We start from the raw sequence: 16,923 nt of genomic DNA on the forward strand, positions 1-16,923 counted from the left end.
GCCAAGGGAGGTTCACGGTGTTTCGTACGTACGTTGACCGTGCCCATCCTGCTTTCCGGGCATTTCTCAGGCATGGCCGAGCTTCCGTACGAGGCTGACGACGATAGGGGCGCGGGTTTCGTCGCCCCGCTCGCCTCCGCCGTCGTCAGGGACGCCGACGGCAAGGTGGTGTGGGACGCGGACGCGTACGGACGCGTGGACGGCGGCTGCCCGGCCACGGCGCACCCGAGCCTGTGGGCGCAGGCGGGGCTGCTCGCCCGGCGCGGCCTGTACGAGGTGGCCGAGGGCGTCTATCAGGTACGCGGGCTCGACCGGGCGGCGATGACCCTCGTGGAGGGCGACACCGGCGTGGTCGTCGTGGACCCGCTCCGCTCCGCCGAGTGCGCCGTCGCCGCGCTGCGGCTGTACCGCGGGCACCGCGGGGACCGGCCGGTCTCGGCGGTGATCTACTCGCACTCCCGCGCCGACCGCTTCGGCGGCTCCCGCGGCGTCACCCTCGGCGGCGTGCCCGTGCTCGCCCCCGCCGGCTTCCTGAACCGCGCCGCCGAGGAGTTCCTGTACGCGGCCCCCGCCGCGAACCGCCGGGCCGCCTACACCTACGGGCCGGCGCTGCCGGGAGGGCCCGAGGGGCGGCTCGGCCCGACGCGGTCGGCGGGCACGGTCTCCCTGGTCCCGCCCACGGCGCTGATCGAGCGGACCGGCCAGGAGGAGACGCTCGACGGGGTGCGGTTCCTGTTCCAGCTCGTGCCCGGCGCGGCGCTGGCGTTCCTGCTGCCCGAGCGGCGCGCGCTCGGCCTGGCGGTGAACGCCGGCGACCCGCCGGGCGGGTGCGATCCCCGGCTGTGGACGCGCACCCTGTCGGAGGCGGTCACGCTCTTCGCCGGCCGCGCCGACGTGGCCTTCGCCGCGCACCACGAGCCCGTACGGGGCGGCGAGGAGGTCACGCACCTGCTGGAGCGGCACCGAGACCTGCACTCCTACCTGCACGACCAGACCGTGCGCCTGATGAACAAGGGCCTGACCCCCCAGGAGATCGCCGAGTGCCTGCAACTGCCGCCCGCCCTGGCCGCCCTGCCCGGCTCGGCCGGCGTCATCAGGGCCGTCTACCAGCACTACCTGGGCTGGTTCGACGGCAACCCGGCCCACCTGTGGGAGCACCCGCCCCGGCAGAGCGCGATCCGCTACGTGGAGTGCCTCGGCGGCGGCGCGGCCGTGGTGGCCCTGGCCGAGAGGTACGCCGCCGGCGGCGACCTGCGCTTCGCCGCCCAGCTCCTCAACCACGCGGTCTTCGCGGACGAGGGCAACAAGCGGGCCCGCGACCTGCTGGCCGAGGTCTACACCCGGCTCGGCCACGGGGCCCGCGACCCCGCCTGGCGCAACGCGTACCTGATGGGGGCGCTGGAGCTCACGGACGGGATCGCGGCCGCGGACGGCGGGACCGTCGCGCCGGGCACGCTCGCCGCGCTCGGCGCCGAGCAGGTCCTGGACGCGCTCGCCGTCCGGGTGGACGGCCCGAAGGCCTGGAGCGAGAACCTGGCCATCGACTGGCACCTGACCGACCTGGGCCGCCGCTACCGCACGGTGCTGTCCAACGGCGTGCTCATCCGGCAGGCGGACCCGCCGGAAGGGCCGGTCGACCTGACGCTGCGGCTCACCCAGGCCCAGCTCGTCGCCCTGCTCGCGGGGCGGGGCGTCGGCGAGGTGTCGAGGGAGGGCGACATGCGGGCGCTCAAGCGCCTGTTCGCCGCGCTGGACGCCCCTGTGCCCGGCTTCGCGATCGTGACCCCCTGAACCGGCGCGTCCACAGCAGCGTGGCCGCGGCCGCCAGCAGCACCGGCCCGAGCACCAGCGGCGCCGAAGGGCCACCGGCGTGCCAGCTCGCCGCCGCGGCGCTCACGCAGGTCAGCACGGTCACGCCCAGCGTCGCCGCCCACAGCGGCAGCACGTGCAGGAAGCCGAAGAACAGCGGGAACACCAGCCAGACCAGCGGCGGCGACAGCATCGCGAGCACCGCCCACGCCAGCGTGGCCGCCACCAGCCAGAGCTGCCCCCGAGCGTCACGAGTCACCTACTCACGGTAACCCGCCGGGTCCCGGCCGAGCGCCCCGCCCCCCTCGAGCAGGGCGTCCGACACCGTGACTAGAGTCCGCTCTAGCGAATCGAGGCACCAGAGTACGCTCAGGCTCGTGGACCGCGTCAAGAGCCGGCGGGCGGAGCAGCGCAGAACCACCCGGCGCCGGATCGTCGAGGAGGCGTTGCGGCTCTTCGTCGGCCAGGGCTACGCCGCGACGACGCTGGAGCAGATCGCCGACCGCGCCGGGGTGGCCGTCCAGACGGTCTACTTCCACTTCGGCAACAAGCGCGGCGTCCTCGCCGAGGGCCTCGACGTGCTGACGGCCGGCGACGACGAGCCGGTGCCGCTGATCGAGCGACCGTGGGCCCTCCAGGCCACGGGGGAGCCCGACCCCGCCGGGTCGCTGCGGATCTGGGTGGGCAACGCCCGGATGATCTTCGAACGCGTGGCGCCGCTGATGCGCGTCCTGCGCGACGCCGCCGGCGCCGACCCCGAGATGGCCGTCACCTGGGAGACCAACCAGCGCCAGCGCCACGCCGACCACCTGGCGCTCGCCCGCCACCTGGCGGAGATCGGCGGCCTGAGGGATGGCATGTCGTCGGAAAGGGCAGGAGATCTGGTCTACGCGCTGGTGAGCCCGGAGACGTACCAGCTGCTGACCGAACAGCGGCGCTGGTCGCCGGCCGAGTGGGAGTCGTGGGTGTACGAGACGCTCTCCCGCTCGCTGCTCCGGGGCTGCTGACCGAACCGGGGGAGCACGTGGCGGACACCCGCAAGCACGCGCTGGCCGTCTGCCTGACGGCCGCGTTCATGGCCGGGCTCGACGTGAGCATCGTCAACGTCGCCCTGCCCTCGATCCGGGAGGGCCTGCACGCGTCGGAGGCGGGCCTGCAGTGGATCCTGTCCGGTTACGCCCTAACTTTCGGCCTGCTCCTGGTGCCGGCGGGCCGGCTGGGTGACGCGCGCAGCCGGCGGACGGTCTTCATGTGGGGGGTGGCGCTGTTCACGCTCGCCAGCGCCGCGTGCGGGTTCGCCCCCACCATGCCGGTGCTGATCGTGTCCCGGCTGCTGCAGGGCCTGGCCGCCGGGATGATCAACCCGCAGGTGTCGGGGCTCATCCAGCAGATGTTCCGGGGCGCGGAGCGGGGCCGGGCGTTCGGCGCGCTCGGCGCCACCATCGGCGTCTCGACCGCGGCGGGGCCGCTCATCGGCGGTGCCCTGGTCTCCGCCTTCGGCGCCGACCAGGGCTGGCGGCTGGTGTTCCTGGTGAACGTGCCTATCGGGCTGGTCCTGGTGCCGCTGGCGCGCCGGCTGCTGCCGCCGCCGGAGCGGACCGGCCGCCGGGAGAGCATGGATCCCGTCGGGGTGCTGCTGCTCGGGGTGGCCGTGACGGTGCTGCTGCTGCCGTTCATCCAGCAGCACCAGTGGCCGGGCGCGGGCAAGTGGCTGCTGGTCCCGGCGTCGCTGGCCCTGCTGGCGGGCTTCGTCGCCTGGGAGCGGCGCTACCGCGGGGAGCCGCTGGTGGACCTGTCGCTGTTCAGGCTGCGCTCCTACGGTCTCGGTACGGCGATCGCGCTGCTGTACTTCGCCGGGTTCACCGGCATCTTCTTCATCTTCACCCTCTACCTGCAGGCGGGCCTGCACTACAGCCCGCTGCTCGCCGGTCTGGCGATCACCCCGTTCGCGGTCGGCTCGGCCGGGGCGGCGGTGGTCGGCGGCCGGCTGGTGAACCGCGCGGGCCGCCGCGTGGTCGTCGCCGGGCTGGTCACGGTGGTCGCCGGACTGCTGGCGACCATGGCCGCCACCCTGGTCGTGCCCGGCCGGGACGTGGCCCTCGCGACCGCGCTGCCGCTGCTCGTCGCGGGCGTCGGCAGCGGCCTGACCATCGCGCCCAACCAGGCGGTCACGCTGTCGCAGGTGCCGCCGGCGGGCGGCGGCAGCGCGGCGGGCGTGCTGCAGACCGGTCAGCGGCTCGGCTCGGCCATCGGCATCGCGGCCGCCGGCTCGGTCTTCTTCGGCCTGCTCGGCCAGGGCTGGCCGGTCGCCTTCAGGCACGGCCTCATGGTCGTCGTGCTGTTCGTCTGCGCGGGGCTCGCCGCGGCGCTCTACGACCTGCTGCGCCGGTCATGAGAGCAGCGCGGCCTCCACGTCCGGGTCGAGGCCGACGGCGGGCATGTCGGGCCGCACGGGCGCCTGCCCGCCGATGCTCCTGAGCCAGGCCCAGGTGTCGGCCACGGTCTCCTCGACCGGCCGGCACCGCAGGCCCGCCGCCACCGCCCTGGACACGTCGCCGCCGTGCACGAACGCGTGGCCCTCGCCGGTCAGCCAGATGGGCAGGTCGGTCCACGGCTGCACCCCGGCCGCCAGGATCGCCTCCTCGCTCGTCCAGCGCAGCTCCGCGTCCGACCCGGTGACCCGCACACAGGTCTCCAGCAGCTCCCGCATGGTGACGAACCCCGGCGGGCTCACCACGTTGAAGGCGCCGCCGACCCCGTCGAGCGCGGCTTCGAGGCACCACCTGGCCAGGTCGCGGGCGTCCACGCACTGCAGGCCGAGGCCGGCGGGCTCGGGCGCGAGCACCGGTCCGCCCCGCGCGATCCTGGACAACCACCACGGCAGCCGCCCGATGTTCTCGTGCGGGCCGATGATCAGCCCGGCGCGGGCGAGCAGCGCCCGGTCGCCGAACGCCGCGGTCGCGGCGAGCTCGCCGCCCGCCTTCATCTCCGCGTATCCGCCCTCGCCGCCGTCGGGCGACCCCTCGACGACCGGCGCGCTCTCGTCGGCTCCGTACGGGACGGGCGGGGCGTAGACGGACCGGCTGGACACGTACACGTAGTGACCGGCCCGGCCGGCGAGCAGCGAGGCGGCGTCGCGCACCACCGACGGTGCCCACGACCAGGTGTCGGCGACCACGTCCCACTCGCCGTCGGCCAGCGCGTCGAGCCCGTCGGGCCGCGTGCGGTCGCCGCGCAGCGAGGTCACCCCGGCGGGTGGTTCGTGCGTGCCCCGGTTGAGCACGGTCACGTCGTGGCCGAGGGCCAGCGCCTCCGTCGCGAAGGCCCGGCCGACGAAGTCGGTCCCGCCCAGTACCAGAAGTCTCATCCGCTCACTGTGCCGCCGGAGTCGGGCCGCACGTAACCCCGCCAAGCCGACAGCGGAATCGCTCAGAGCGGAACTCGATGATTAGACCCGTCGCCGCCGGGCAGAGGCGGCTCGGAGGTTGTCGCATCAAGGGACGAGGGCCCGCTTCCCGTGGGTTTCAGGGGCGTCAGTGACGGGAAGCGGGCTCTTTCATGTCCGGGTGTCAGCCGGTCACGGTGATCCGGTTCGTGGCCGGAGGCGCGATCGGGTTGTTCTGGCCCAGGTAGTCGACGAAGGCGTCGATGTCGAGCGGGCCGCTCCACAGGTCGGTGCCCTCGGTGAACACCGGGAAGGCGTCACCGCCGCCCACCAGGAAGTTGTTCGCCGCCACCCGGATGGTCTGGGCGTCGGTCACCGGCTGGCCGTCGATCATGATGTTCGAGACCTTGCCGCCCCACGGCGCGCTCTGGCTGTAGGTGTAGGTCAGGTTCGCCGACGGCTGCAGGATGCGGTTGAACGGCTGGTTGTTCGGGCCGCCGGTGAACTGCTGCTCCAGCAGCGTCTTCAGCTGCGCCCCGGTCAGCGTCACCACCTGCATCAGGTTGTTGAACGGCTGGACCGTGAACGCCTCGCCGTACGTGACGACCCCGTCGCCCTCACCGGCCGGCGAGCCCGCGTAGCTGAGCGACGCGCGCACGCCGCCCGGGTTCATGAACGCGATCTGCGCGTTGCCGCCGGTCCTGGTGGCCGCCAGCTGGGCGTCGGCGATCAGGTTGCCGAGCGGCGACTCTCCGGACGCGACCGCGACGTTCGGGATGTCCGCGGTGATCGTGCCGACGGGCCGGTTGGCCACCCCGGACACGCGGTCCTTCCACGTCTGCACGAACGCGGTGATCTCCGGGTCCGGGGCGACCGTGCGGGTCACGACGTGGTTGTCTGCCACGGTGGAGGCCCGGTCGATGTCGCGGGTGCGGGTGTCGACCTGGAGGTCCACCTGGGTGATGACGCGGCCGAACGAGCCGCCCTGCGAGAACAGCCGGTCACGGCCCCGCGGGTCCTTGACCGTGCACAGGTACGCCTGGTGCGAGTGGCCGCTGAGCACGAGGTCGATCTCGGCGTCGACCTGGGTGGCGATCCGGTTGCCCGCGCCGGGGACCGCGCTGCACGCGTCCGGCGACTGGCTCGGCGTCACCTGGTCGCCCTCGTGCACGAGCACGACCTGGGCCTTCACGCCCACCAGCGTGAGCAGCTTGGACGCCACGTTCGCGGCCTTGACCTCGTCCACGAACTTGATGTTCTTGATGCCCTCGGAGGTGACGATCGTCGGCGTGGTCTGCGTGACCAGGCCGATGAAGCCGATCGGCACCCCGTTCATCCACTTGACGCTGACCGGGGGCAGCGCGGGCACGCCCCAGTCGGCCATCAGCTTCTTGATCTGCGGGCTGTTGCCGAGCGCCGACAGCGCGTCGGTGCGCTCGTGCCGGTTCTTGAAGAGCACGTTCGCGCCCACGTAGTCGAAGGCGGCGCCCTTCCATTTGCCGGCGGGGGAGCAGCCGTCCACCGGGTGGCAGCCGCCCTTCATGATCCGCCGCAGCTCGTCGTAGCCCTCGTCGAACTCGTGGTTGCCGACCGCGGCCACCTTGAGCCCGAGCTTGCCCATCAGCTCGACCGTCGGCTCGTCGTGGTAGGCGGCCGAGATGAGCGGGGTGGCGCCGATGAGGTCGCCCTGCGCCACGGCGATCGTGTTCCTGTCGGCCAGCGCCTTCATGTGCGTGGCGACGTACGCGGCGCCGCCCGCGTCGACGGTGTTGCCGTGCTCGTCGACCATCCGGCCGGAGGACCCGGTCGGAGGTTCCAGGTGGCCGTGGAAGTCGTTCAGTGCGAGCAGCCGGACGGGGACCGTACGCGGCTTGTGGGTTTTACTCGCGTCTGCCGGGAGACCGGCGAGCAGGAGTCCGCCTGAGGCGACCGCTCCGGCCAGCGCCAGCCGGAGGAAGGAACGGGACGTCATGGCCCATGACGTTACGGCGACAATCCGTGCAGCCAATGTCGCAAAGGTAACGATTCATCGGGGCCCCGGCTGGCGGTATTTGCCAGTTGTACGCCTAGAGTTCGAGCTGTGAGTACGCACGTGAGGATCAGAGAACGGCTGGACGACCAAGAAATCGCCGATGTCTTGAGTGTCGTGGAAGCGGCCACGGAAGCCGACCGCGTCCGCCCGCTCAACGAGCACGTGATGCTGCATCTGCGCTACGGCGGCGACCCCCGCGCCCGCTCGCTGCTGCTCTACGCGGACGAGCTCGTCGGATACGCCCACGTCGACCCCACCGACGAGGTGGAGGGCCCCAGCGGCGAGCTGGTCGTCCACCCCGCGCACCGGGGCCGCGGCCACGGCAAGGAGCTGCTGCGCGCCGTGCTCGACCTGACCGGCGGCAGGCTGCGGCTGTGGGCGCACGGCGGCCACCCCGGCGCGGAGGCGCTGGCCGCGTCGCTGGGCTTCGTGCGCGCCCGGTCGCTGTGGCAGATGCGCCGCTCCCTGTACGCCCCGATCGCCGACGCCACCGTGCCCGAAGGCGTCACGGTCCGCACGTTCGTGCCCGGCAGGGACGAGGAGGCGTGGCTCAAGGTGAACGCCGCCTCCTTCGCCCAGCACCCCGAGCAGGGCGCCTGGGAGCTCGACGACCTGCTGCGACGCGAGCGCGAGCCGTGGTTCGACCCCGAGGGGTTCTTCCTCGCCTTCCGCGGCGACCGGCTCGTCGGCTTCCACTGGACGAAGATCCACGGCTCCGACGAGCACGGCCACGAGCCGCTCGGCGAGGTCTACGTGGTCGGCGTGGACCCGTCCCAGCAGGGCACCGGCCTGGGCCGGTCACTCACCCTGACCGGCCTGGCCCACCTGCGCTCGCGCGGCCTCGCCCAGGCCATGCTCTACGTGGACGAGACCAACACGGCGGCCATCCGCCTGTACGAGTCGCTCGGGTTCGCCCGCTGGGACGTCGACGTCATGTACGCCGCTACTCCACCGCCCAGTGAAGCGCGAAGTACGACAGCGCCGCGACCAGAGCCGCAGCCGGGATCGTAAGGACCCAGGCGGTCACGATGTTGCCCGCCACCCCCCACCGCACGGCCGACAGCCGCTTGGTCGAGCCCACGCCCATGATCGCCGAGGTGATCGTGTGCGTGGTCGAGATCGGCGCCCCGAACCCGATCGCGGCACCGTACAGGACCGTGGACGCCGCCGCCTCGGCGGCGAAACCCTGCGGCGGGTCGAGCGCGATGATGCGACGGCCCAGCGTGCGCATGATGCGCCAGCCGCCCGCGTACGTGCCCAGCGAGATCGCCGCGGCGGCGGCCAGGATGACCCACTGGGGGATGTCGTCGGTCGGCGCCACGTAGCCGCCGACCACCAGCGACAGGAAGATGACGCCCATGGTCTTCTGAGCGTCCTGCAATCCGTGGCCGAGCGCCATCGCCGCGGCCGAGACCGTCTGCGCGTAGCGGAACCCGCGGTTCGCCTTGCCGGGTTGCGCGTTGCGGAAGATCCAGTAGATTGCGATCATGATCGACGCCGCGAGCGTGAAACCCACGAGCGGCGACAGGATCATGGGGATGACGACCTTCTCCACCACGCCGTCCCAGTGGACCACGCTGGCGGACGCGAGCGCCGAGCCGATCAGGCCGCCGATGAGCGCGTGACTGGAGGAGGAAGGAAGACCGAAATACCAGGTGATCATGTTCCAGGTGATGGCGCCGATCAGGCCCGCCGCCACGATCACCAGGCCGTGAGAGCCCTGAGGTGCGTCAATGATCCCTTTGCCGACCGTCTGGGCGACCTGCGTTCCCAGGTGGGCGCCGATGAAGTTCATCGCCGCGGCCATGAACAGCGCCGCCCTGGGGGTCAGCGCGCGGGTGGAGACGGACGTGGCGATGGCGTTCGCCGCGTCGTGGAAGCCATTGGTGTAGTCGAAGATCAGCGCGATCACGACCACGCCGATGACTAGGGCGAGCGTGAGGTCCACCGGCCCTAGCTTTCCTTGACCGCGATGGATTCGACGGTGTTGGCGACGTGCTCGAAGGCATCGGCCGCCTCTTCGAGGGCGTCGATGACCTCCTTCATCTTCATGACCGTGAGCGCGTCGTACTCACCGCCGAACAGCTTGGCCAGCAGCCGGCGGTAGATCTGGTCGCCCTGGTTCTCCAGGCGGTTGACCTCGATCCAGTACTCGTTGAGGTTCTTCATCGACCGCAGTCGGGGCATCGCCTCCGCCGTGAGCTCCGCCGCCCGCTCCAGCACCTCGACCTGACGGACCACGTCTTTGGGGAGATGGTCGATCTGGTAGAGCACGATGAGGTCGGACGCCGCTTCCATGGCGTCCATCACATCGTCGAGGTTGGAAGCGAGACGGTAGATGTCCTCGCGGTCGAACGGAGTGATGAAACTCTCGTTGAGCCGGTTCATGATCGCATGGGTGCGTTCGTCGCCGGCGTGCTCGCAGGCCCGCATCTTCTCGGCCAGGGACTCCCGATCCGATCCGTCGCTGATGATCTCTACGAGCAAGCGTGATGCGGTGACCAGGTTGTTCGCCGAGTCGGCGAACAGGTCATAGTAGCTGTCCTCACGTGGCGTGAGCCGCAGGCGCACGTCGTTCTCCAGATGTGCGGGGATGGTCCGTGGAAAGGGTAAGGCTTACCAGGTGAAATGCGAACTTCATGTCCCCTTCTCCTAGGCGCTACCCTCCGTATGCTGTACGACACCGGGGCAAGAGTACTTCCAACGCCCCATAGCCGCGCAGCCGGGTACTACACCTCTGTGCGGTGAAAGCTCTGGAACGACCGCGACGGCGTCGGCCCGCGCTGCCCTTGGTAGCGCGACCCGTACCTCTCCGACCCGTACGGGAACTCCGCCGGCGAACTCAACCGGAACACACACAACTGCCCGATCTTCATCCCCGGCCACAACTTGATCGGCAACGTGGCCACATTGGACAGCTCAAGCGTGACGTGACCGGTGAACCCCGGATCGATGAACCCGGCCGTCGAGTGCGTCAGCAACCCGAGCCGCCCCAGCGAACTCTTGCCCTCCAGCCTGGAAGCCAGATCGTCGGGCAACGTGATCACTTCGTATGTCGAGGCGAGCACGAACTCGCCCGGATGCAGGATGAACGGCTCGTCCCCGTCAGGCTCGACCAGCCGCGTCAGATCCGGCTGCTCCATCGAGGGATCGATGTGCGGATACCTGTGGTTCTCAAACACCCGGAAAAAGCGGTCAAGCCGGACGTCGATGCTGGACGGCTGGACCATGTCCCGGTGGAACGGGCTCAGCGCCAGGCGGCCGGCGTCGATCTCGGCAAGGATGTCGCGATCAGATAGCAGCACGATGAGCAACCTACCCGGTGTGTCCTGGCGAAGTCAGACGGCTCTGCTTGGTCAAGTGGGTCGGCTTTCCGCTAGAGTGTTGGTCGCGGCTTCGGGCCGCGACGCGGGTGTAGTTCAATGGCAGAACATCAGCTTCCCAAGCTGACAGCGCGGGTTCGATTCCCGTCACCCGCTCTCTCGGAGAGCCCTGCTCGCCGTCCCTTCGGGTCGGCTTCGCGGGGCTCTTGTGTTGGTCGGGGGGACGACCCCCCGAGCCCCCCGCGTGCCACCCTCGTCTCTCGGCTTCTCGTCTCAGGGCGCGGTTGCTGTTGCCTGGCAGATCGTTCTCGCGTACGCCCGCGCCTCCCTCACGGCGCTAATGATCAAAGTTGCATGAGCCCGGCAGCAGTTGGGCGGAACCCGCATCGCGCATAGAACTCTTCGAGGTGTGGCTCATAGTCGACGTGCAACCACCTGGCACCACGTGAGCGTGCTTCCTGAGCAGCACGCTGCACCAATCGCACGCCCACTCCCTGTCGACGAACTCGGGGGTGCACGGTGGTGTCGAGGATGAAGGCATGGATACCACCATCGGTGGCCACGTTGACGAAGCCCACCAGCGCCCACTCACGGTATGCGGCCACCCAGCAGAGACTGTGGGCCAGCATCCCCGAGAACGAGGCAGGACGATGATCAGGCCACGACGCCCCGAACAACTCGTTCAGCTCCACGTCCCCGAGCGCGGGCCGCACCTCCAACCTGACTTGGTTCTCTGAGGCTTGGTTGCTCGTCACCATGCTGTGCAGGGTGCCATGGATGCCTCTGGCGCAGGCTCTCCGGCTCCGGGATGCTCTCGCGGGCCGACGGGATGATCTCAGTGCGAAGGCAGCTTCCGCGTCCCGAAACGGCACCTGTCAGATGTGATCTACGGGGCCCTCACCGCCGACCACCACGCCCACAACGACGGGACATCGACAAGTCCCAAGTAGCTTGGCTCCCGTGGAGGAAGGACATCTGGGCGAACAGCGGGTTCGGCGGCCAGAGCGACGCGAAGACGTGCTCCATGCACTACGAGCCTTAGGTGACCGCGACTATCAGGACCAACACTGGCGATCCGGGAAGGGATTGCCGGATCTCACTGCTGCCGTGCACTGGCTCATCGACGACACCTTCATCGACCAAAACGGCGCACGAGCACTGATCCCCCACCTTTTCGTTGATCAGCGAGAAGCCGACCTCGTCCAGATGGTGGTGGACGCCCTCTTGCGCGTCCTCGATGACCTCGGCCCTACCGCTCCAGACAACGCCTACCTCGACCATCCTGAGTGGATCAACGTCCTGAACTCGGCCGGCGTCGCCTACCTCGCCTTGTCCTCCGGCACACCAAGGTCGTGATGGAACTTCGCGCAACGCCCTTGTACATAGGAGTGTCAGGCAGGCAGCCGACGTGCGCGCAGTGCGCCGATACTCACGTAGCCTGGCGGCATGTGCCGGTATAGCGCGGACACCTACAAGGTCCACTACGTGTGTTTGCCTTGCCGTGTGACTACCAAGCGACGCCCGGAGCAGCGACCCCAGCTCTGTAATCGCTGCCAGGAGCACATGATTGACGCGGGGCGAGACTTCGCTGCGCCACGTCGGCGTGACAGTCCGGCTTGGCGAGCGTTGGGCGCCGTCCTGTACGCCGGCTTGGACTTCCACTCGTGCGGTTGCAAGGGTCCGGGCTTTCGGCCGCGGACGCCCCGACAGGTCAGGGAACGCCTCCAGGTAGCGGGCCGTCGGGGGATTCCTGCACGGGACGCCATCGCTCTGTATGATCCGTACGAGGCGTGAAACCCCAGGTCGCAGGCTGATCGTCGGGCAATTAGCCAGGGTGACGAGGGGTCAATCACGGTCACTCGCGACCGGGTTTCCGCCCAGCTCAGAGCCCTCACGTGCGCTGATCCGTGCAGTTCCCAAGCTGACAGCGCGGGTTCGATCTCCGTCCCCCGCTCTCGATGTGAGAGCCCAGGTCGGCAGCGGCCCGGGCCGTCGCCGCAGCGCGCGCCCGCCGCACCAAACCATCGCGCCGACCACCAGCACGCCGCCGCCCGATTTGCCGCGCAGCCGCTCCGTCGTGATCAGATAGCTGAACTTCCGGAAGGCTGAACCCGCATGACCAGATGGGCTATACGCACTCTCGCTGCTCCCGCAGCTCTATTGACCTTGATGGTCACCGGTGCATCCGCCCCCATCGACTCCTGGGTCTCTAATACGGAATACGAGGCCGCCTGCCACCCTTACGGAGCTGAACGCAGCATGGAAGGGAACCGGCTTCACACCGGCGACACCTCCACGCCCGTAGTGCCGCCCTGGCCTGGAGCGGCCAGAGTACGGAACATTGTTCTCTGCAAGACAATCACCCGTTGACCTGCCACCAGACGCGTTAGGCCTCCGGCAGGGGCGCTCCGGCTCCGGGATGACCACCAGGAGGTCAGCGTCACGACCGCGCAGGACGCGACCGAGCTCACCGCCGAATGACATCCGACAGGCTCTCTGTCGATCTCCGGGATTGTGGCTGGTGATCGCTGAGCCTCTAGCGGGTGTACCGCTGATCAGGATCTCCGAACTCCATGCCGTTCTCATCGAGAGCGTTGTAGATCGTCAGACGGTCGTGAGGGAAGAGGAATCCGACAGCGACCATCCCTTGCGCCATGTCGTCACCCTTCCACTCGAGAAGCTCCACGGCTTTCAGTCTCTGTCCCTGCAGGCTCGCCAGCTCGTCAGGCACGCCAGCTCGCCATGCCAGCCGGAATTCTGTCCCCGCCCAATCCAGCGGCTGAGCCGGATCGACCGTGTTCCACGTGATCGAGATCTCATCGAACTTCTGGTGGACGATCTCGGCCTGCTCGCCCTCGAAGTCCAGCAGGACCAAGCCATCGGGGAACCAGACATCTTCGTCGAGGTCCCACACGAGCAGGGCTCGGGTCAGCCTCCGCCCTTCCAGCATGGCGAGTCTCCCACCATGAGTGGTGGCGACCGCCGAACTCCCGCTCAACCATGCGGGCCTGTATCCACTGATCCCGAAGTCGAACATTTGGCGATCATGCCAGGAGTCGATGTCGGGAAGCCAAGCCCTTTCGCGCAAGCTGTTGCGCCGACTGTGGGCGCCGGCACCCGTGCCGGGTTCGATTCCCGTCACCCGCTCTCAACGTGAAAGCCCAGGTCGACCGAGGGATTCGGAGCGAACACGGCTCGTAACGAAGGGCATCGACGAAGCGGGTCGCGTGCTCCCGCTGAGCCTGACCGTCCAGGGTCGCGCGAGGCTCTTCGTCAGATACTTGGGCATAGGTCGACGGATCCGTCCATAAGCCATTGCGGCATTGCGGTTGGATCGGTTTAAATGACCACTAACTCCACGTGATCTCCACGGCTCATGCGGGGACCATGTGGCAGTCGCGCCGATATGGGACCGTGCAAGGAGTGCGAGATCTCGAAATTACGGTACGACCTCGACCATGCTCGCAACATGTCGATCAGGAGCGAGCCCGACGACGAGCCCATGGTGCCGCCGGCGGGCGGTCGTGGAATCGACATCGCCAAGGTCAAGACCCGAGCCCGACAACTGGCCAGGCGTAGGTTGACGAAACAGGAAGAAAAGGCGTTAAGGCACAGGCTGGCCCTTGTTCGGGCTGAGTACAGGGAGCAGGAGCGCCGCAGAAACGGGCTTTGAACTAGACCGAACAAGAGTCCTCTAGCTCATGTAGGTAATTGGCCAGAAATCCCGCGTCCGGCGGCGGCACGCCGGCTCCAGGATGATCGCCGATCCGCGTGTTGGGACCGTGGACGGTTATGCCTGCTGGTGGCAGTCCGTCTCACGGGTCTGGTCGAGTTCCGTGCTGGTCTCCGTCTGCGAGAGCCTTATCCGCATGAGCGAGTACTGCTGTGATGCGATGGCCCACCAGGTGGCGTGGCGCTGTGACCGTCATGAAGATCCGTTCGAGTGTCCGGACGCCCTGGTGACGTTAGACGCCAGGTTCGATGAGTACGGCCTGATCATCCACGACGGCGGAACCTCGGCCATTGGCATCACCTTCTGCCCCTGGTGTGGAAGCCGCCTACCCGCTTCCCAGCGGGATCGCTGGTTGGAGGAGTTGGAGCAACGCGGGATCGACCCGTGGTCGGACGAGATCCCCGCCGAGTACAGGGACGGGCGCTGGTTGCGCTCATGACGCTCGGCTCTCGGGAAGGCCGACGGTTCGCCTGCCCGCCTTCTTCTATAGAAATTCGAACAGCGAGCCCACGCACTCGGCCAGCAGCGTGCATGTACGACCTGACTTTCGTCAGGGATGTTGATTCACGATCGACAGAGTGATCGCCCCGCCCACCTTTGACAGGCTCGCTCCCGTGAAAACGCTCTTTCCCGGACGGTGGATCGGCGGTGTGACACTCATCCTGGGTCCGGTGATCATGTGCGCCGGATATCTGCTCCGCTACCTGAGCACAGTCACCGCCCTCACCCCTCAGCAGCAGACATGGGCTGAGGCACAGCCGTTCGCCGCCTACGGCCAACTTCTTGCATACACCTCCGAACCCGCCCTCCTCACCCTCGCTTATGCGCTCTTCGCGCTGGGGGCGGTGCTGCTCTTCCCCGCTTTCGTCGCTCTGGCTCAGCGGGTCGGTGGCGGCCTCGCCTTCTGGGGTGCCGCCCTGGTGGTCGCCGGGCTTTTCTCCCGCCTGTACTTCGGGGGCGCCGACCAGACCGCCTTTCAGCTCACCGAGGTCATCGGGCTGGACCAGGCGACGAATGCGGTCATGAAGGAGTACGTCGACATTTCCTACGGACCGTGGCGAATACCGGTCTGGGCCTCGGTTCCCTCTCTGTCAGACTCTCGTGAGCGCCCGCGCACGAGCCACGTATTCACACCTTCCGCACTATGACGCCCGCTGTACGGACGAAGTTCTCCACCGCCGCACGGACCTCCGGAGTCAAGGCCTTCACCGCATCCGTGGATTCGGCCTTGTTCATGCTCCCGGCCAACTCCATGGCACGGTTCGCGAGTCGTCTGATCTCGACATCCTCTGTGATCAGCTCTACCTGATACAGAGCCGTCCACCCCGCCGCGCGTGCGCGCAGGACCTCATCCTCCGCCGTACGGAAGGCTTCGCTGTTCTTGTCCTTGGCTCGCTCAGCCCAGGCCCTCCGTTGAGCTCTCCGGAAGTCCAGAACCATACGCGCGAAGTCGCTGTAGATCTTGATCTGCTCACCCCGAAGCCGCTCGGTTCGAGCGAACCGTTCCGATCTTTCGATGGAACGCCGCTGGAGTAGGTAAGTCATCAGTGAACCTAAGAGGGTCCCTGTGACCGCGATGATAGATGTGACGATCGCCGACATCCCCCGAGTGGACCATGAAGCGCTTTCGAGTGCGAAGTGCCGTCGGTCACTCTTGCCTCCGGCGGGGGCGCTCCGGCTCCGGGGCGATCGCCGCGCCGGACATGAGCTACGGCAGGGGGCTGGAGGTGGAAGCCTGATCATCTCGCGTGCCATCGACCTGGGACAAGCCGAGCAGGCCAGGGCCATGGGTACCAGGCGACGTGCGTGCGCTGTGGAGGGAAGACAGGCCGGGGCTTGCCGCCGTAAGACAAGATGTCTTACTGTGGTGACATGGCTGAGACCATCACCATCCGCAGCGACTCGGAGACCGAGCACGCACTGGATGTCCTCACCCATGACGGCAGCTCGCGCTCGGCGGCTATCCGTCAAGCTGTGCTGGAAGCCGCCCTCCGTAAGGAGCGCGCTGCCGCCATGCGTCGCGCTGTCCTGCGTATGCCGCTCGGCGAACCGGACGGCATCGACATCGCCGCGGAGATCGCCCACAGCCGCGCGGATGAACGCGGATGATCTATCTCGACTCGGCCGCCGTCGTGAAACTCGTCCACGCCGAGGCCGAGTCGCAGGCATTGCGCGACTGGCTCGACGAACGGGCGGAGACTGGATGGACGAGTTCGGTTCTGCTGGAGATCGAGTCATCACGGGTGCTAGCACGCTACGCTCCAGAAGCCATCGCCCGACTTCACCTGGTCCTCGACCTGATCGAGTTGGTGGAACTGGACGCCGGCATTCGCATCCTGGCCCAAACTGTGAGACCGGTGACCGTACGGAGCCTGGACGCTATCCACCTGGCGACCGCTCTCCGCATCCGCTCCCAGCTCACTTCATTCGTCACGTACGACAAACGACTGGCCGATGCTGCCCAGGCAGCCGGACTGACCATCGACATGCCTGCCTGAGGCATCTCTCCACCACCGGGATCTCCTGACAAGGCTCCTGGCCGTGGTTACCTGAGACGTCGCGCGGGGCATCGCCGCACACCTGCCGCGCCGTACCAGTCCGCCGCACCGACCACCGGCGCGCCGCCGCGTGGTCCACGCAC

At 68.5% G+C, this 16,923-nt stretch carries 19 protein-coding genes and 1 tRNA gene; 11 read left to right on the plus strand and 9 right to left on the minus strand.

What is annotated here, in order from left to right:
* Positions 1–72 precede the first annotated feature (72 nt).
* Complete coding sequence (locus tag FR742_RS41115) at positions 73–1,791, plus strand: alkyl/aryl-sulfatase (RefSeq protein WP_148036588.1); 1,719 nt, start codon at positions 73–75, stop codon at positions 1,789–1,791.
* Here FR742_RS41115 and FR742_RS41120 read toward each other — a convergent pair.
* Positions 1,730–2,068: a hypothetical protein gene (locus FR742_RS41120; protein ID WP_148036589.1), complete on the minus strand. Its 339-nt coding sequence runs from the start codon at positions 2,066–2,068 to the stop codon at positions 1,730–1,732. The genes FR742_RS41115 and FR742_RS41120 overlap by 62 nt on opposite strands.
* Positions 2,069–2,186: 118 nt before the next feature.
* On the opposite strand from FR742_RS41120, the gene FR742_RS41125 reads away from it, so the two are divergent.
* Together FR742_RS41125 and FR742_RS41130 are read left to right on the plus strand one after the other, a co-directional pair.
* Positions 2,187–2,816, plus strand: coding sequence for a TetR/AcrR family transcriptional regulator (locus tag FR742_RS41125; protein ID WP_148036590.1), 630 nt, complete (start codon positions 2,187–2,189; stop codon positions 2,814–2,816).
* Positions 2,771–4,204: an MFS transporter gene (locus FR742_RS41130; RefSeq protein WP_261809057.1), complete on the plus strand. Its 1,434-nt coding sequence runs from the start codon at positions 2,771–2,773 to the stop codon at positions 4,202–4,204. The genes FR742_RS41125 and FR742_RS41130 overlap by 46 nt, the downstream gene beginning before the upstream one ends.
* Here the strand turns inward: FR742_RS41130 and FR742_RS41135 are convergent.
* Both FR742_RS41135 and FR742_RS41140 read right to left on the minus strand, forming a co-directional pair.
* Positions 4,199–5,176, minus strand: coding sequence for an NAD-dependent epimerase/dehydratase family protein (locus tag FR742_RS41135; RefSeq protein WP_148036591.1), 978 nt, complete (start codon positions 5,174–5,176; stop codon positions 4,199–4,201). The genes FR742_RS41130 and FR742_RS41135 overlap by 6 nt on opposite strands.
* Positions 5,177–5,378: 202 nt before the next feature.
* Positions 5,379–7,166, minus strand: a complete 1,788-nt coding sequence (locus FR742_RS41140) for a bifunctional UDP-sugar hydrolase/5'-nucleotidase (protein ID WP_148036592.1) — start codon at positions 7,164–7,166, stop codon at positions 5,379–5,381.
* 108 nt (positions 7,167–7,274) lie between these two features.
* Here FR742_RS41140 and mshD point away from each other — a divergent pair, with 108 nt between their 5' ends.
* Positions 7,275–8,237: a mycothiol synthase gene (mshD, locus tag FR742_RS41145; RefSeq protein WP_261809058.1), complete on the plus strand. Its 963-nt coding sequence runs from the start codon at positions 7,275–7,277 to the stop codon at positions 8,235–8,237.
* Here mshD and FR742_RS41150 read toward each other — a convergent pair.
* The 3 genes from FR742_RS41150 to dcd form a co-directional block, all read right to left on the minus strand.
* A complete protein-coding gene (locus FR742_RS41150; protein ID WP_148036593.1) occupies positions 8,170–9,174 on the minus strand; it encodes an inorganic phosphate transporter in 1,005 nt (334 codons plus the stop codon). The genes mshD and FR742_RS41150 overlap by 68 nt on opposite strands.
* A gap of 5 nt (positions 9,175–9,179) precedes the next feature.
* Complete coding sequence (locus tag FR742_RS41155; protein WP_148036594.1) at positions 9,180–9,797, minus strand: DUF47 domain-containing protein; 618 nt, start codon at positions 9,795–9,797, stop codon at positions 9,180–9,182.
* A gap of 158 nt (positions 9,798–9,955) precedes the next feature.
* Complete coding sequence (gene dcd, locus FR742_RS41160) at positions 9,956–10,531, minus strand: dCTP deaminase (RefSeq protein ID WP_148037269.1); 576 nt, start codon at positions 10,529–10,531, stop codon at positions 9,956–9,958.
* 103 nt (positions 10,532–10,634) lie between these two features.
* On the opposite strand from dcd, the gene FR742_RS41165 reads away from it, so the two are divergent.
* Positions 10,635–10,705, plus strand: a tRNA-Gly gene (locus FR742_RS41165).
* 188 nt (positions 10,706–10,893) lie between these two features.
* On the opposite strand, the gene FR742_RS41170 is transcribed toward FR742_RS41165, so the two are convergent.
* Positions 10,894–11,307 (minus strand): GNAT family N-acetyltransferase, encoded by a 414-nt coding sequence (locus FR742_RS41170; RefSeq protein WP_148036595.1) that lies wholly within the window; start codon positions 11,305–11,307, stop codon positions 10,894–10,896.
* Between the two features lie 202 nt (positions 11,308–11,509).
* Between FR742_RS41170 and FR742_RS41175 the strand changes: the two genes are divergently transcribed.
* A complete protein-coding gene (locus FR742_RS41175; RefSeq protein ID WP_148036596.1) occupies positions 11,510–11,905 on the plus strand; it encodes an SCO4402 family protein in 396 nt (131 codons plus the stop codon).
* Between the two features lie 1,180 nt (positions 11,906–13,085).
* On the opposite strand, the gene FR742_RS41185 is transcribed toward FR742_RS41175, so the two are convergent.
* Positions 13,086–13,691 carry a hypothetical protein gene (locus FR742_RS41185; protein ID WP_222709282.1) on the minus strand — a complete coding sequence of 202 codons (606 nt, stop codon included), beginning with the start codon at positions 13,689–13,691 and terminating at the stop codon, positions 13,086–13,088.
* 327 nt (positions 13,692–14,018) lie between these two features.
* Between FR742_RS41185 and FR742_RS41190 the strand changes: the two genes are divergently transcribed.
* From FR742_RS41190 to FR742_RS41200, 3 genes are all read left to right on the plus strand, one after another.
* Positions 14,019–14,222, plus strand: a complete 204-nt coding sequence (locus FR742_RS41190) for a hypothetical protein (RefSeq protein WP_148036598.1) — start codon at positions 14,019–14,021, stop codon at positions 14,220–14,222.
* Between the two features lie 196 nt (positions 14,223–14,418).
* On the plus strand, positions 14,419–14,721 hold the full coding sequence (locus FR742_RS41195) for a DUF6980 family protein (RefSeq protein WP_148036599.1): 303 nt from the start codon (positions 14,419–14,421) through the stop codon (positions 14,719–14,721).
* A gap of 175 nt (positions 14,722–14,896) precedes the next feature.
* Complete coding sequence (locus tag FR742_RS41200) at positions 14,897–15,430, plus strand: hypothetical protein (RefSeq protein ID WP_148036600.1); 534 nt, start codon at positions 14,897–14,899, stop codon at positions 15,428–15,430.
* Here the strand turns inward: FR742_RS41200 and FR742_RS41205 are convergent.
* A complete protein-coding gene (locus tag FR742_RS41205) occupies positions 15,411–15,884 on the minus strand; it encodes a hypothetical protein (RefSeq protein ID WP_148036601.1) in 474 nt (157 codons plus the stop codon). The genes FR742_RS41200 and FR742_RS41205 overlap by 20 nt on opposite strands.
* Positions 15,885–16,154: 270 nt before the next feature.
* Between FR742_RS41205 and FR742_RS41210 the strand changes: the two genes are divergently transcribed.
* On the plus strand, positions 16,155–16,391 hold the full coding sequence (locus tag FR742_RS41210; RefSeq protein ID WP_148036602.1) for a hypothetical protein: 237 nt from the start codon (positions 16,155–16,157) through the stop codon (positions 16,389–16,391).
* On the plus strand, positions 16,388–16,780 hold the full coding sequence (locus FR742_RS41215) for a type II toxin-antitoxin system VapC family toxin (protein ID WP_148036603.1): 393 nt from the start codon (positions 16,388–16,390) through the stop codon (positions 16,778–16,780). Before FR742_RS41210 ends, FR742_RS41215 begins: the two co-directional genes overlap by 4 nt.
* Positions 16,781–16,923 lie beyond the last annotated feature (143 nt).

The sequence above is a fragment of the Nonomuraea sp. C10 genome, from assembly GCF_008017515.1.
Classification (GTDB): Bacteria; Actinomycetota; Actinomycetes; order Streptosporangiales; family Streptosporangiaceae; genus Nonomuraea; species Nonomuraea ferruginea.